General features: G+C 55.2%; 11 protein-coding genes and 1 tRNA gene. 2 read left to right on the top strand and 10 right to left on the bottom strand.

Going from position 1 to position 12,831, the window contains the following annotated elements:
• Nucleotides 1–8: 8 nt before the first annotated feature.
• The 3 genes from PM3016_RS01020 to PM3016_RS01010 form a co-directional block, all read right to left on the bottom strand.
• Nucleotides 9–1,190, bottom strand: a complete 1,182-nt coding sequence (locus PM3016_RS01020) for a phosphoglycerate kinase (RefSeq protein WP_014649068.1) — start codon at nucleotides 1,188–1,190, stop codon at nucleotides 9–11.
• 394 nt (nucleotides 1,191–1,584) lie between these two features.
• Nucleotides 1,585–2,592 carry a type I glyceraldehyde-3-phosphate dehydrogenase gene (gene gap, locus PM3016_RS01015; protein WP_187296756.1) on the bottom strand — a complete coding sequence of 336 codons (1,008 nt, stop codon included), beginning with the start codon at nucleotides 2,590–2,592 and terminating at the stop codon, nucleotides 1,585–1,587.
• 88 nt (nucleotides 2,593–2,680) lie between these two features.
• A complete protein-coding gene (locus tag PM3016_RS01010) occupies nucleotides 2,681–3,712 on the bottom strand; it encodes a sugar-binding transcriptional regulator (protein WP_013914024.1) in 1,032 nt (343 codons plus the stop codon).
• A gap of 261 nt (nucleotides 3,713–3,973) precedes the next feature.
• Here PM3016_RS01010 and PM3016_RS01005 point away from each other — a divergent pair.
• Nucleotides 3,974–4,048 (top strand) — tRNA-Arg (locus PM3016_RS01005).
• A gap of 129 nt (nucleotides 4,049–4,177) precedes the next feature.
• Nucleotides 4,178–4,759: an ATP-dependent Clp endopeptidase proteolytic subunit ClpP gene (clpP, locus tag PM3016_RS01000; RefSeq protein ID WP_013914023.1), complete on the top strand. Its 582-nt coding sequence runs from the start codon at nucleotides 4,178–4,180 to the stop codon at nucleotides 4,757–4,759.
• Nucleotides 4,760–4,850: 91 nt separating this feature from the next.
• Here clpP and PM3016_RS00995 read toward each other — a convergent pair whose 3' ends face one another.
• From PM3016_RS00995 to PM3016_RS00965, 7 genes are all read right to left on the bottom strand, one after another.
• Complete coding sequence (locus PM3016_RS00995) at nucleotides 4,851–5,663, bottom strand: hypothetical protein (protein ID WP_013914022.1); 813 nt, start codon at nucleotides 5,661–5,663, stop codon at nucleotides 4,851–4,853.
• A 180-nt stretch (nucleotides 5,664–5,843) separates the two neighbouring features.
• Nucleotides 5,844–7,634 carry a copper amine oxidase N-terminal domain-containing protein gene (locus PM3016_RS00990; RefSeq protein ID WP_014368152.1) on the bottom strand — a complete coding sequence of 597 codons (1,791 nt, stop codon included), beginning with the start codon at nucleotides 7,632–7,634 and terminating at the stop codon, nucleotides 5,844–5,846.
• Between the two features lie 204 nt (nucleotides 7,635–7,838).
• Nucleotides 7,839–8,108 (bottom strand): HPr family phosphocarrier protein, encoded by a 270-nt coding sequence (locus tag PM3016_RS00985; protein ID WP_010500412.1) that lies wholly within the window; start codon nucleotides 8,106–8,108, stop codon nucleotides 7,839–7,841.
• Between the two features lie 434 nt (nucleotides 8,109–8,542).
• Nucleotides 8,543–9,481: a DNA-binding protein WhiA gene (gene whiA / locus PM3016_RS00980; RefSeq protein ID WP_014368151.1), complete on the bottom strand. Its 939-nt coding sequence runs from the start codon at nucleotides 9,479–9,481 to the stop codon at nucleotides 8,543–8,545.
• A gap of 6 nt (nucleotides 9,482–9,487) precedes the next feature.
• The gene (locus PM3016_RS00975; RefSeq protein ID WP_014368150.1) at nucleotides 9,488–10,477 is read right to left on the bottom strand and encodes a gluconeogenesis factor YvcK family protein; all 990 of its coding nucleotides are present in this window, start codon (nucleotides 10,475–10,477) and stop codon (nucleotides 9,488–9,490) included.
• Nucleotides 10,474–11,373 (bottom strand): RNase adapter RapZ, encoded by a 900-nt coding sequence (gene rapZ, locus PM3016_RS00970; RefSeq protein ID WP_013914017.1) that lies wholly within the window; start codon nucleotides 11,371–11,373, stop codon nucleotides 10,474–10,476. The genes PM3016_RS00975 and rapZ overlap by 4 nt, the downstream gene beginning before the upstream one ends.
• Nucleotides 11,374–11,535: 162 nt before the next feature.
• Nucleotides 11,536–12,489 (bottom strand): ROK family glucokinase, encoded by a 954-nt coding sequence (locus PM3016_RS00965; RefSeq protein WP_014368149.1) that lies wholly within the window; start codon nucleotides 12,487–12,489, stop codon nucleotides 11,536–11,538.
• Between the last annotated feature and the right edge of the window lie 342 nt (nucleotides 12,490–12,831).

The following is a 12,831-nucleotide window of genomic DNA, read 5'->3' as shown; positions in this document are numbered from 1 at the left end:
ACGCCTCCTTATTTATCTTGAAGCGCAACAACGCCAGGGAGCGCTTTGCCTTCCATGAATTCGAGGGATGCGCCGCCGCCGGTGGAGATGTGGTCCATCTTGTCGCCAAGGTGGAACTTCTCGACTGCCGCAGCGGAGTCGCCGCCGCCGATCACTGTGTAGCCTGCCGTTGCCGCGCAAGCTTCTGCTACGGCTTGAGTACCGTTCTTGAACGGCTCGAGCTCGAATACGCCCATCGGCCCGTTCCATACAACCAGCTTGGATTCGGCGATCGTCTTCGCGTAGATCTCACGCGTCTTCGGACCGATGTCGAATGCTTCCCAGTCAGCCGGGATCTCATCGATGTTCACGATCTTCGTGTTGGCATCCGCACCGAACTTGTCACCTACAACAACGTCAACCGGCAGAAGGAAGTTGATGCCCTTCTCTTTGGCTTTGCGCTCGAACTCTTGAACGAGTTCCAGACGGTCGTTGTCCACCAGGGATTTGCCGATTTCAAGGCCTTTGGATTTGAAGAACGTGTAGGACAGGCCGCCTCCGATGATGATGTTGTCGGCGATTTCGATCAGCTTCTCGATGACCGCGATCTTGTCCTTCACCTTCGCACCGCCCACGATCGCCGTGAAAGGACGCTCCGGGTTGTTCAGCGCACGGCCGAGCACGTCGAGCTCCTTCTCCATCAGCAGACCGCCGACAGCCGGCAGGTGATGCGCGATGCCTTCCGTCGAAGCGTGCGCACGGTGTGCTGCGCCGAACGCGTCGTTCACGTACAGGTCCGCCAGCTCTGCGAACTGCTTCGCAAGCTCCGCATCGTTCTTCTCTTCGCCCGCATAGAAGCGCACGTTCTCAAGAAGAAGCACATCGCCGTCTTTCAGCTCGGCTACCTGCGCCTGAACCGCTGCGCCTACCGCTTCGTCAGCCTTGGTAACCGGCTGGCCCAGCAGCTCGGAGAGGCGTGCGGCTACCGGTGTCAGACGGAGCTCTTCCACAACCGCGCCGTTCGGACGGCCCATATGGCTCGCGAGGATGACTTTCGCACCGCGCTCCGTCAGGTACTTGATGGTCGGTACGGTCTCACGGATCCGTGTGTCATCGGTAATCTTGCCGTTCTCCAGCGGTACGTTGAAATCTACGCGCACAAATACGCGTTTGCCGCCTACTTCCACGTCACGAACGCTCTTCTTGTTCATCATTGTCGCCCTCCCGGTGGGTTCATGTGTGCTTGATGCTCTTGCTCAACGCTCTAGTGCTCTGTTTCGTACTCTATATGTGATCCGGAACATGTCATATCAGCTGGTATGTACCGGTTTCTCTCTTGGTTGTATGTTCTCTCTCTACCCTACCCTTACCCGCACCAAAAAATGTGGGAATGGGCCTTGCTTGCCCTTCTCACCAAGGCGCACGCCAGCACAATGAGTATCTATCGCAGAGCATAGCGCGGATCCTTTGAACTTTCGTTATAACCTCTTCCTAATATTTCAGAAAAACGAAAGTTCAACAGATCCCGAAGATAGATACTCATTGGACCGCGCCAGTGCCCTTTGGTGTTCAGGGGGTTAGCAGACCATTACCACAGTTTTGTTCTTACAGACCCTTTTTGGCGATGAAGTTAGCCAGGTCAACGACACGGTTGGAGTAGCCCCACTCGTTGTCGTACCAGGAAACGACTTTCACCATGTTGTCGCCGACAACCATCGTGGAGAGGGCGTCGATCGTGGAGGAAGCCGGGTCGCCGTTGTAGTCGGAGGATACAAGCGGCTCTTCGGAGTAGTTCAGGATGCCTTTCAGAGGGCCGTTAGCCGCTTCTTTCAGGGCGTTGTTCACATCGTCAACCGTTACGTTCTGGCTCAGTTCAACAACCAGGTCCGTTACGGAAACGTTAGGCGTAGGTACGCGCATAGCCATACCGTTCAGCTTGCCTTTCAGCTCAGGCAGAACGAGGGAAACGGCTTTTGCAGCACCCGTAGTCGAAGGGATGATGTTCTCGGCAGCTGCACGTGCACGGCGAAGGTCCTTGTGCGGCAGGTCGAGTACGGACTGGTCATTCGTGTAGGAGTGAACCGTCGTCATCATGCCTTTTACGATACCGAACTTGTCGTTGATAACCTTAGCGAAAGGAGCAAGACAGTTCGTTGTGCAGGATGCGTTGGAGATGATCGTGTGCTGGGAAGCGTCGTACTTGTCTTCGTTAACGCCCATAACGATCGTGATGTCTTCGTTGGTAGCCGGTGCGGAGATGATAACCTTCTTCGCGCCGCCTTTCAGGTGAAGCTCGGCTTTCTCTTTCGCAGTAAAGATCCCTGTGGATTCAACGACGATTTCAACGCCGTTAGCGCCCCAAGGCAGGTTTTCCGGATTGCGCTCTGCAAATACTTTTACGGTTTTGCCGTTTACGATCAGCGCGCCTTCAGTTGCTTCAACCGTTGCATTCAGCTTGCCGTGCGTAGTGTCGTATTTGAGCAGGTGAGCCAGCGTGTTTACGTCTGTCAGGTCGTTGATTGCAACGATTTCTACTTCAGGGTTGCCCAGTGCTGCACGAAATACGTTACGGCCGATACGACCAAATCCGTTAATACCCACTTTTACCATGATTGATAGCCTCCCAAAATGTATATTGTTACACCCGCTTATCCCGCGCTGCGGGTCCGCTGGGCGCAACGTTCAAGACAGGCAGAACCTGTCATGATGAACTGATTGTGCGGATAATCTCCTGTGCTGCTGCTTCGTCGGTTACGAGCACGTCTTCATGACCGTACTTGAGCACCGATGCGATCGCCTCGCCTTTGCTGCGTCCTCCCGCAACCCCGATGACGGTATCCATCCCATGGATGTCCTCCAGTCGGAGTCCGATGGTCGGCATGCGGTGCAGCATGCGGCCGCTGCGGTCAAAGTAATACCCGAACGCTTCCGCAAGCGCCCCTTCCCTCTGCAGGCTTTCGGTTGTTTCCCGGTCCACTTTGCGCCGTCTGGCCATTACCATAGCATCTCCCATCCCATGAATGACCATCCGTGCCTGACGGATGAACTGGATGATCTCGGAGATGGTGGTGTCCTGGATCAGCGACTGGTAAGCTTCCTCACCGAGGTGGTCGGGTACGTGGAGCAGCCGGTAACGCGCTCCTGTCTTCTTGGCCATAGTGGAAGCGATGGTATTCGCCTGCATCTCCAGGCTCTCCCCGAGCCCTCCGCGGGCTGGAACGAACCAGATGCCCTTCATCGCCGGCGCCGCCGTGAGATGGTTGGCCACTTCAGCCATCGTCGATCCGCCGGTGACGGCAACGACGTCGTTCTCTGTAACCAGCTTGCGCAGTACGGACGCACCGGCTCGGCCAAGCTCCTTCTTCACCTGAGGTGAAGCGTCGGAGTCTCCCGGCACGATGACTACCTGCTTCAGGCCAAAATGCACGCGCAGCTGTTCTTCCAGTTCCGTGAGCCCGAACAGGTCCTTCACCAGCGGTTCGATCCGCTCGAGCAGTTCCCTGCCGGCCATACTGATGCGTATGCCGGAGGCATCCACGTCGACCAGGCCCTGCTCCTTCAGAAAGTCCACTTCCGCGCGGAGCACCCGCTCCGTCGTGTTCAGCATTCCCGCCAAAGTGCGCCGGCCGATCATCCCGGAAACCAGGATATGATGAAGAACGGTATAGCGCTTCTTCATGGTGTCCATCAAGTCGGGAAGCAGCTGTTTTTGGATGTCAAGAATCTCTCTCATGGATTCACTCCCGCTTGCCTGCTTACTGGACACTTTTCGTCCCGGTGATGCATTTTTAGTCCCACATTCTCCAAAAGAAGAACTAAGCTCTCACTTAGTTATCTCTAATATACCGGACTTTCAAACCATTTTCAAGAGAGCTTTTGTAAATATCTTGTAACCAAAAAACTTTTGGGCAGGGACTTGCATTCCTGCTTGTCATAAGATATAATCAATTTTGCTGTCACCCCCACAGGTGATCATGCAGCAAACTTCATACATGCGCCCGTGGTCCAATGGATATGACGTAGGCCTCCGGAGCCTGAGATTAAGGTTCGATTCCTTACGGGCGCGCCACTTACTTACAAACAAACAGATCAGCTGACACAGCTGGTCTTTTTTTGTCGGTTAATTTGACCTTTCTTGACCTTTGTTTGTTTTTGGGCTATGATGGTTATAGTTTAATTATAAAGGAGGCTGCAGCTCATGAGTTTTATCCCAATGGTAGTCGAACCGGATGCAAGAGGGGAACGCGCCTACGATATTTACTCGCGTTTGCTCAAGGACCGCATCATTTTTCTTGGAAGTGGCATTAACGACGTTGTAGCCAACTCGATCATTGCGCAGCTGCTGTTCCTGGCGGCAAGCGATCCCGACAAAGACATTCACTTGTATATCAACTCCCCGGGAGGCTCGATCACTTCGGGCATGGCGATCTACGACACGATGCAGTTCATCAAGCCGGACGTCTCGACGATCTGCGTCGGCATGGCCGCTTCGATGGGTGCGTTCCTGCTTGCCGCAGGAGCACCTGGCAAGCGTTTTGCGCTGCCGAACAGCGAAGTCATGATCCATCAGCCGCTCGGCGGTGCCGAAGGCCAAGCCAGCGATATCGAGATCCGTGCGAAGCGGATCCTGAAGATGCGCGACAAGCTGAACACGATCCTCTCCGAGCGTACAGGCCAATCCTTCGAGCGTATCGAGAAGGACACCGACCGCGACAACTTCATGTCGGCGGAAGAAGCCCGCGCCTACGGACTGATCGATAAGGTTATCGAGAAAGTGTAATGCCCACTAAACCGCAGTAACCAAAAAGCCTGCCCTTCCGGTCATCCGGTCGGCAGGCTTTTTGCCGTGATCCCATTAGTCCAGCTTAAGTCTATTTCGTATCCGTGGTAAAGCGGAACACATGAGTCCGCCGCCCAGCCTCCACTTCGATCCGTACCCTGCGGCCGGGCTGAAATCCGCCTTCGGGTTCAAACGTCATACCGTACTGCGTCGCCCCTGATGCTCCCGGCACCGCAGCTTCCGGCGAATCTTCATAACGCACCCGCATGCCCATAGTCTCATAGCTGCCCTTCCATGCCACCGTCACCACTGTTCGCACGGGCACATGTTCCATGCCATCGGCCGGGTATGTATTCGCAATCCACCCCCTTGCCTGATAGGCATCCCAGCCCCACCAGAGAGCCAGCAAACTCCCAAGCCCCAGCAAAAAGCGTAAGCCCTCCCGTCGGGAAAGCCGGATCTCCGAATGTCCCCGGCCAGCCAAAGAAAGGCAGGCTGCTGTGAGGGCAGCGAGGGCCAATAAGACCAGCCACCCATGCAGCGCCACACCCAAGAAAAAGCCGACACTCGGCGATACCGGCCAGTGCCGGATTAAATTGCCCTGATAAATCATCCATGAATATAGAGCCGGCACCTGTCCCAGCAGCAGCACAGCCATTCCCACAAGACTTACCAACAGCAGCAGACGCTTGGTTTGTCCTCCCCCCTTACGGTACAGCCGGGCGCCCAACAAGATAACGGTTCCCCCAACCATGCTGCACAAAGCCCAATGGCCAATCTCCTCTTCCTTGACCTCCCCAAGCAAATACCACGGGAAAGCAGGAAAATAGAACACGCCTATCACGATACAACTCCATCCGAGCCACCGCCATATCCGCTGCGGATCCGTCCGCCAAGAGCTCATGTATACTCTCCTCCTCCCTTCTTACATGCTAGACGAGTGCTGCAGACAGCAAGTTGCCGGATTATGGATGACGACTGCCTGACGGACCTCTGACACCCTAACTTCGTTGGCATCGGACACGAGCATAAGAAAAAACCCTTTCCTTTAAACTGCAAAGGAAAGGGCTGGATTGCATTAAGCTTATGGCTGTTGATCCATCCGGTCATCGAGCGGATAGAAGATCAGATCGACCGGGAAGGCCGAACCGGCCGGAGGGCTGAACTCAATGTCGAGCGACTCTTCCTTGCCTGTCGTCTTCGCGAGAATCTGCATACCGTCGAACGCCGTGATGACGCCCGACTCCGGAATCAGTCGGATGTCCCCGTTGATCTTGATCGGCCCCTTGAATACGCCGCCTTTGGCCAGAATCATGATCGCCATCTTGCGGGGCTTGTCGGCATGGATCTTATAGATTACGCCGTAGTTGCCGTCATTCTTCACTTCCGCTTTCCGCTGCGGGTCGTACCCCGGCAGGAAAGGATCCTTGATTCCGTCGCCCAGGATCAGCCTGGACGGTGTCGTAAACGAGGATGCGTCGATATTCCACTTCACTTCCGAGACCGGGAAAGTCCCCCTGACGTGTCCGCTGAAAGCGAGCTTAGGCAGCGCCAGCGCCTTCTGGGAGACATCTTTGGCCGCGATGAAGGAGAACTGCACCTTCCCGTCCGTCTCGAGGTCATAGAACAAATTCACACCTTGTGCCGGGTAGAAGTCCGGCATCTGCTTATAGGTGAACGTCTGACCCGCAGGGATTGTCATGGTTTCGTTCAGCGGGTCCCCGAGAAGGAAATCTACGGTGGCTTCACTGCCGATCAGGTTGGCGTAGACCGAAGGCCACACTTCCCCTTTATTCGTCGTCTTGATTGTGACCGGCTTGTCGGTCATGTTCTTCGCCAGAATGGCGAAGCTTACTTTTTCCTTCGTACCGTTGATGTGGTCCGCATATAATCTCACTTTGCCTTCGACTTCGTCCTGATACAGGATGCCCTGCTCATAGAACTCTTCCGGGCTGTCGGAGACCAGTAGCGTCCGTCCCGGAACCTCGGTTGCCGTCTTCGGCAGTTCCGGCAGCTCCCAGAAGTGGCTCCACAGCGTGCTCCAGTTCGTCTTGATGAAAGAGCCGACCGGCTTCATGTAGATCGGATACTCCACGGCACTCAGGAACGTCTCTTTCGAGATGACCAGATTGCGCGTGTACGGCTCGCTCTTGTTGCCGTTGCTGTCCCAAACCGTCAAGGTGATCGGGTAGGTGCCCGCCTGGAAATAAGCGTCTTCTTTCCCTTTCCACTCGAACTTGGCAATCCCTTCGGCATCCGGATCATAGCTCAGGTCCACAAACTTGATCGGCTCGCCGATCTTGTAAGTCTGCTTGGCAAAGGTGAACTTGGCCACCGGCTTGGAGTTGCTTGTATTCGGATCATACAGTCCCTGCGGCGCATTGACGTGAAGCACTTCCACGCGGCGCAGTTCATTGTTATACGTATATTTGGCTCCCATATAATCGGCAAGCCAGGTCAGCTTGATCATCAGGCGTCCGTTCACAATAGCGGCAACGTCGTCAAAGGCCATCCAATACCCGTTAATCCATACCGATTTGTTGTCAATGTCGAGCATGATTTCGTAGCCCGGTGTCTCCATCTCGATCTGGCGGGTAGCATCATTCCACTCGACCTTCATGCCGAGCGCATCCCCAAGGAACTTCGCCGGCACGTACATTTTGTCCTTGATGATCGTGGCCGGTGCGTCGAGGGTAACCTGTGTGCCGTTCAGGAAGGCTTCCGCCTTGTCAATATACAGCAGCACATACGTCGTGCTGGCGGATGCGAGCGGATTTTTCTCCTGCTCGGCCGCCGTTCCCGGGGACACCCACATGATAGACATCAGCAGGCTGACCACCAACAGGAGAGCCAGTTCTTTCTTGATCCGTTTCATGTTCTTTTCTCCTACTCCTCTTCCTGCAGCTCTATTCTGTCTTCTTCCTTCTTCCCAGGCCCAAAAACCTTCTCCGGCCGTTTGGAGCACGTCATAATAGACGCACGGCACGAAAAAAGGTTGCGCTCTTCTTCTTGGCACTATACTGCTCGAAAGCCACGCCGCATAGAAAAAAGCTTCCTTATCGGAAGCCCGTGGCGGTCGTTATTGGTTCTCCAATTCCTCTTTGCTGACCAGTGTGACTAAAGCGTTTACAGCCTGTTCAGCGTCCGAACCTTCAGCACTTATGTGAACTTCCGTACCGGTGCTGATCGCAAGGCTCATGATGCCCATGATGCTCTTGGCGTTAACCTTCTTCTCGTCCTTCTCCACAAAGATCTCCGAAGAGAACTTATTCGCTTCTTGAACGAATAGCGCTGCCGGTCTGGCATGAAGGCCTGTTTTCAACTTGACGACTACTGGGCGTCTCGACATGCAACCAATACCCCCTACAATCTATAAATTCCGAATCCCGAAGACGTTCCCGCCTTCTTCAAACTTGAGCAGCCTGGGCGTATCAAACGGCCCTGGGCCTTGGCGAACTTGACGTAGTCCATACCAGCGGCACACCTACCGCCGCTAGAACACCGGCATGCCGGGTCTAGTGCATGGAAAAAATGACTGCAGCCCATTGGGCGAAACCCTGGTCCTTCGTCAAACCCAGAAACGTTAGGATGTAAGAATTCTGTACATCATCCTAACGTTAAATCTGGAGTCATGCGAAAGCATTAAGGAAGAGTACAGCCTGATTCCGGGCTGCCTTCCTTCAGATTTCTAAAATTAAAAAAGCAATTTTTCAGCTATTATATCATTTTTCGGCACTCTGCACTAGAATATTTGCAAATTTACACAAAAGTTCTATATTTGCGTCAGAGCACCTGCGATTTACGAAGCTTTTCCGCCATTTCATCAATCTTCCGCAGCCGGTGGTTAACCCCGGACTTGCTCACCTTGCCCTTCAGCAGATCCCCGACTTCTTTCAGATTCATATCGGGATGCTGAAGCCGGATCTCCGCAACCTCCCGAAGCTTCTCCGGCAGGTTATCGAGTCCGAGCTCTTTTTGGAGCAGCTTGATGTTGTCGATCTGCCGTACGGCCGCACCGATGGTCTTGTTGAGATTGGCCGTCTCGCAGTTCACAAGACGGTTGACGGAGTTGCGCATATCCTTCATGATCCGTACATCCTCAAAGCGCAGCAGCGCCTGATGGGCCCCGATCAGGGACAGGAAGTCGATGATCTTCTCGCCCTCTTTGATATACAGCACGAACCCTTTCTTCCGTTCAATACACCTGGCATTCAAGCCGAACTCGCAGGCCAGCTTGCACAGGGCCTGACAGTGCTCCTCGTACATCGAGTAAATCTCCAGATGGTACGAGGTGCCTTCGGGATTATTGACCGATCCCCCGGCCAGGAACGCCCCGCGCAGGTAAGCCCGCTTGCAGCAGTCCTTCGCAATCAGGGAAGGCTCAATCTCCGAAGCGAACAGGAAGCCTTCCGAGACGATCTGCAGATCGGACAGAATGCTCTGCACCTGGGATGGCACCCGGACGATATAAACATTGTTTTTCTTAAGCCGCATTTTCTTTCGAACGAGCAGTTCGATATGAACCGTATACGATTTCTTGAGCAGGGAATAGATGCGTCTGGCAATAGCGGCGTTCTCCGTCGAGATGTCCAGAATGATCTTCTGGCTCGTCAGCGACACCGCTCCATTCATCCGGATCAGCGCGGACAGCTCCGCTTTCTCACAGCAGGGGTCCGCCTCCATCAGGGTCAGCTCTTTCTTCGTTTGGGCGGCGAAGGACATGGTACATCACCTCTTCTTGAACATCCAGCTCTCCACCAGTTGATATATGTGTTGACTCAGCTTCTCGGCATCGTGGCGCAGGTAAGTCTGGAACAGTACCAGCTTGTCGGCGATGACCTTGTAGCCCTCCTGCGTTACGGCATCCAAGTCCAGGGGCACAACTTCGGCCCCTTTATCGGCATACTTGCGCTTGACCGGGTCCGGAATCACTCCGTTATTGACGATAACGTAGTCAAACAGCGCGTGGCCGACATGATCACGAATCGCTTTCAAGTGATCGCTGACCTTGTAATCGTCTGTCTCTCCCGGCTGCGTCATGACGTTGCAGATGAACATCTTAAGCGCCTTGGACTTCACGATCGTCTCGGCAATCTCCGGAACGAGCAGGTTCGGCATGATGCTCGTATACAGGCTCCCCGGACCGACCAGGATCGCATCGGCCGTCTTGAGCGCTTCCACCGCTTCAGGCAGCGCCTTCACGTCCCGCGGCTCGATCATGACCCGGCGGATGACACCGCCGGCCTTCGGAATCTTCGACTCGCCTTCAACGACTTGGCCGTCCATCATCTCCGCCCGGAGCACGATGGCTTCATCCGCAGCCGGCAGCACGCGCCCCCGGACCGCCAGGACACGGCTGAGCTCCCGGACGCCCGTAACGAAGTCGCCGGTAATATCCCGCATGGCCGCGAGCATTAGGTTACCCAAACTGTGGCCTGCCAATCCGTTTCCTTTGTCAAAACGGTATTCGAGCAGCTTGCCCAGCAGGGGCTCCACATCCGCCAGGGCCGTGAGCACGTTGCGGATATCACCCGGAGGAATGATCTCGAGCTCGGAGCGCAGGATCCCTGAGCTGCCCCCGTCGTCGGCGACCGTGACTACGGCGGTGATGTCCATCGGCTTGTGCTTCAAGCCGCGGAGCATGACCGAGAGCCCCGTTCCTCCTCCGATCACGACGATCCGGGGGATATAGTTCTCCCTCTCCAGGGCATCGGTCATCGTTTCACCTCAACCCGGTCGCGCTCCGAATCACGATGGCTTACCCGAACGGTTTCGGTCTCGCTGCTTCCCATCATTTTGCCCAAATATTCCGCAATCGCGACCGAACGGTGCTTCCCGCCCGTGCATCCAATCCCGACCACAACCTGGCTCTTGCCTTCCTTCTTGTACTGCGGCACAAGAAACTGGAGCATATCCAGCAGCTTCGCCAGGAATTCCTGCGTCTCGTTCCACTTCATGACATACTCGTAGACTTCAGGGTCCTGACCCGTATTCGGACGCAGGTGGTCGATATAATGCGGGTTCGGCAGAAAGCGCACATCAAAAATCAAGTCGGCATCAATCGGAACGCCGTACTTGAATCCAAACGAGATCACGTTGACCGAGATACTGCTTCCTTCCACATTGGTGAACCGGGAAGCGATCTTCTCCTTCAGCGCCACCGGTTTGAGATTCGAGGTATCGATCACCTGTGTAGCCAGTCCCTTGAGCTCCTCAAGCAGCTTGCGCTCTGCCTGAATGCCTTCGAGCGGAGCGCCCGTCGGCGCCAGCGGATGCTTCCGCCGGCTCTCCTTGTACCGCTGGACCAGAACGGAATCCGTAGCGTCGAGGAACAGAATCTCGTAGGTCAGCGTGTAATTCTCGTTCAGGTAACGGAGCGACTCCGACAGGGAGGTGAAAAACTCGCGTCCGCGAAGGTCGATCACGAGCGCGACCTTGCCGATGCGTCCCTTCGACTGCTCGATGAGCTCCGCAAACTTCGGAATCAGAACCGGCGGAAGGTTATCCACGCAGAAGAAGCCCAAGTCCTCGAGGCTCTGCACCGCGATCGTCTTGCCTGCTCCGGACATGCCTGTAATGATGACCAGCTTTCCGAGGGAATGGTTTTCTTCCATAAGGCCCAACTCCTTTTGCTTGGACTTCAGCCGGACCGGTGTAAGGACATGGCTGCACTACTGGTTCAGGCACGCCCATTGTCCCCGAGAACCGGCCGGGTCCTCGCTTTCTTACCATTGTATATCGGCAGGTGCACATGACGCCGTACACCGGTTATCCTGTTAGATGCTGTGCAGATTCAGTCCTGCTGCGCCCACTACGCCGGCATCGTTGCCGAGCACGGCCGGAACAATATCCACGCCTTCCTGCGCAGTCTCCTGTGTGAATTCCTGGTAATACTTACGAATGGCATCGAACAGAATATCACCGGCTTTGGACACCCCGCCGCCCACGATGAACCGCTTCGGGTTCAGCACGACGGATACCGCCGCCATCGATTTGCCCAGGTACAGCGCTGCCCGGTTAATGATCCGCAGTGCGGTTTCGTCGCCGGTCTTCGCCGCATCGAATACGTCCTTCGCCATGATGTTCTCCACCAGGGCCAGGGAAGTATGCTCTCCACGCGCCACGGCTTCTTTGGCCATGCGAATAATGCCCGTTCCCGAAGATACGGTCTCGAGGCAGCCCTTCTTACCGCATCCGCACTCGATCGCTTCCAGGTCCGGTACAACCACCATATGACCAAGCTCTCCTGCCATACCGTTGGAGCCCTGATAAATCCGGCTGTGGATGATAATGCCTCCACCAACGCCTGTTCCAAGCGTATAGCAGACGACGTTCGGAATGCCTGCACCCGCTCCGCTCCATGCTTCGCCGAGTGCCGCTACATTGGCGTCGTTGTCGATTTTGACAGGCACGCCGAGCTTCTCCTCGAGAATCTTCTTCACCGGAACGTTGCGCCAGCCCAGGTTGGGAGACAGCTTCATGAAGCCTTCCGGAATATCCATAAACCCGGCGATCCCCGCACCGACTCCGGCAACCTGCTCCCACTCATAAGGGGATTCCGCCACCAGCTTGCGCACATATTGTGCGATATTCTCCAGCACGACATCCGCGCCGTGTTCGGTACCGGTCGGGCCTTCGTACGTCTGCAGAAGCTTGCCCTGCTCGTCGCACAATCCCACTTTAATCGCGGTTCCTCCCAAATCGACTCCTACGTACACTTGATCTCCCATACCTGCTTTTCACCTCATACGACATGTTTAACGTATAACTCCTGTTCCAACTATAAGGCAACCCTACTTGCAGGTCAAGGGTTAACCAAGGGCCCTTTCCCCTCAGGCATCAAGGCTTCCCAGGCTCCCAAACTCCGCTTTCCTATGGCTGCTTCCACACCGTCCAGAAGGCTTTTGCCGCCGCAGCCCTTCTTGGGAATCCCTTGCAGAGACGCCCGATCCTCCCTATTATACCTCATCCCGGGCCGCTTGAACATGATTCCGCACAAAGTCCACATTTCCGGGTGTATCGTTAAAAAACAGCACCCTCATCCCTAAGGGAACGAGGGTGCCGCATGCTTA

Source organism: Paenibacillus mucilaginosus 3016, from assembly GCF_000250655.1.
Taxonomy (GTDB): domain Bacteria; phylum Bacillota; class Bacilli; order Paenibacillales; family NBRC-103111; genus Paenibacillus_G; species Paenibacillus_G mucilaginosus.
The sequence above is the reverse complement of the archived record's forward strand: the minus strand, read 5'-3'. Positions and strand labels throughout refer to the sequence as shown.

Excerpts from the sequence above, each read along its gene's own strand:
- PM3016_RS01020 (WP_014649068.1), bottom strand. The coding sequence starts at position 1,190 with ATGAACAAGAAGAGCGTTCGTGACGTGGAAGTAGGCGGCAAACGCGTA.
- PM3016_RS01010 (WP_013914024.1), bottom strand. The coding sequence starts at position 3,712 with ATGAGAGAGATTCTTGACATCCAAAAACAGCTGCTTCCCGACTTGATG.
- clpP (WP_013914023.1), top strand. The coding sequence starts at position 4,178 with ATGAGTTTTATCCCAATGGTAGTCGAACCGGATGCAAGAGGGGAACGC.
- PM3016_RS00995 (WP_013914022.1), bottom strand. The coding sequence starts at position 5,663 with ATGAGCTCTTGGCGGACGGATCCGCAGCGGATATGGCGGTGGCTCGGA.
- PM3016_RS00990 (WP_014368152.1), bottom strand. The coding sequence starts at position 7,634 with ATGAAACGGATCAAGAAAGAACTGGCTCTCCTGTTGGTGGTCAGCCTG.
- PM3016_RS00985 (WP_010500412.1), bottom strand. The coding sequence starts at position 8,108 with ATGTCGAGACGCCCAGTAGTCGTCAAGTTGAAAACAGGCCTTCATGCC.
- whiA (WP_014368151.1), bottom strand. The coding sequence starts at position 9,481 with ATGTCCTTCGCCGCCCAAACGAAGAAAGAGCTGACCCTGATGGAGGCG.
- PM3016_RS00975 (WP_014368150.1), bottom strand. The coding sequence starts at position 10,477 with ATGACCGATGCCCTGGAGAGGGAGAACTATATCCCCCGGATCGTCGTG.
- rapZ (WP_013914017.1), bottom strand. The coding sequence starts at position 11,373 with ATGGAAGAAAACCATTCCCTCGGAAAGCTGGTCATCATTACAGGCATG.
- PM3016_RS00965 (WP_014368149.1), bottom strand. The coding sequence starts at position 12,489 with ATGGGAGATCAAGTGTACGTAGGAGTCGATTTGGGAGGAACCGCGATT.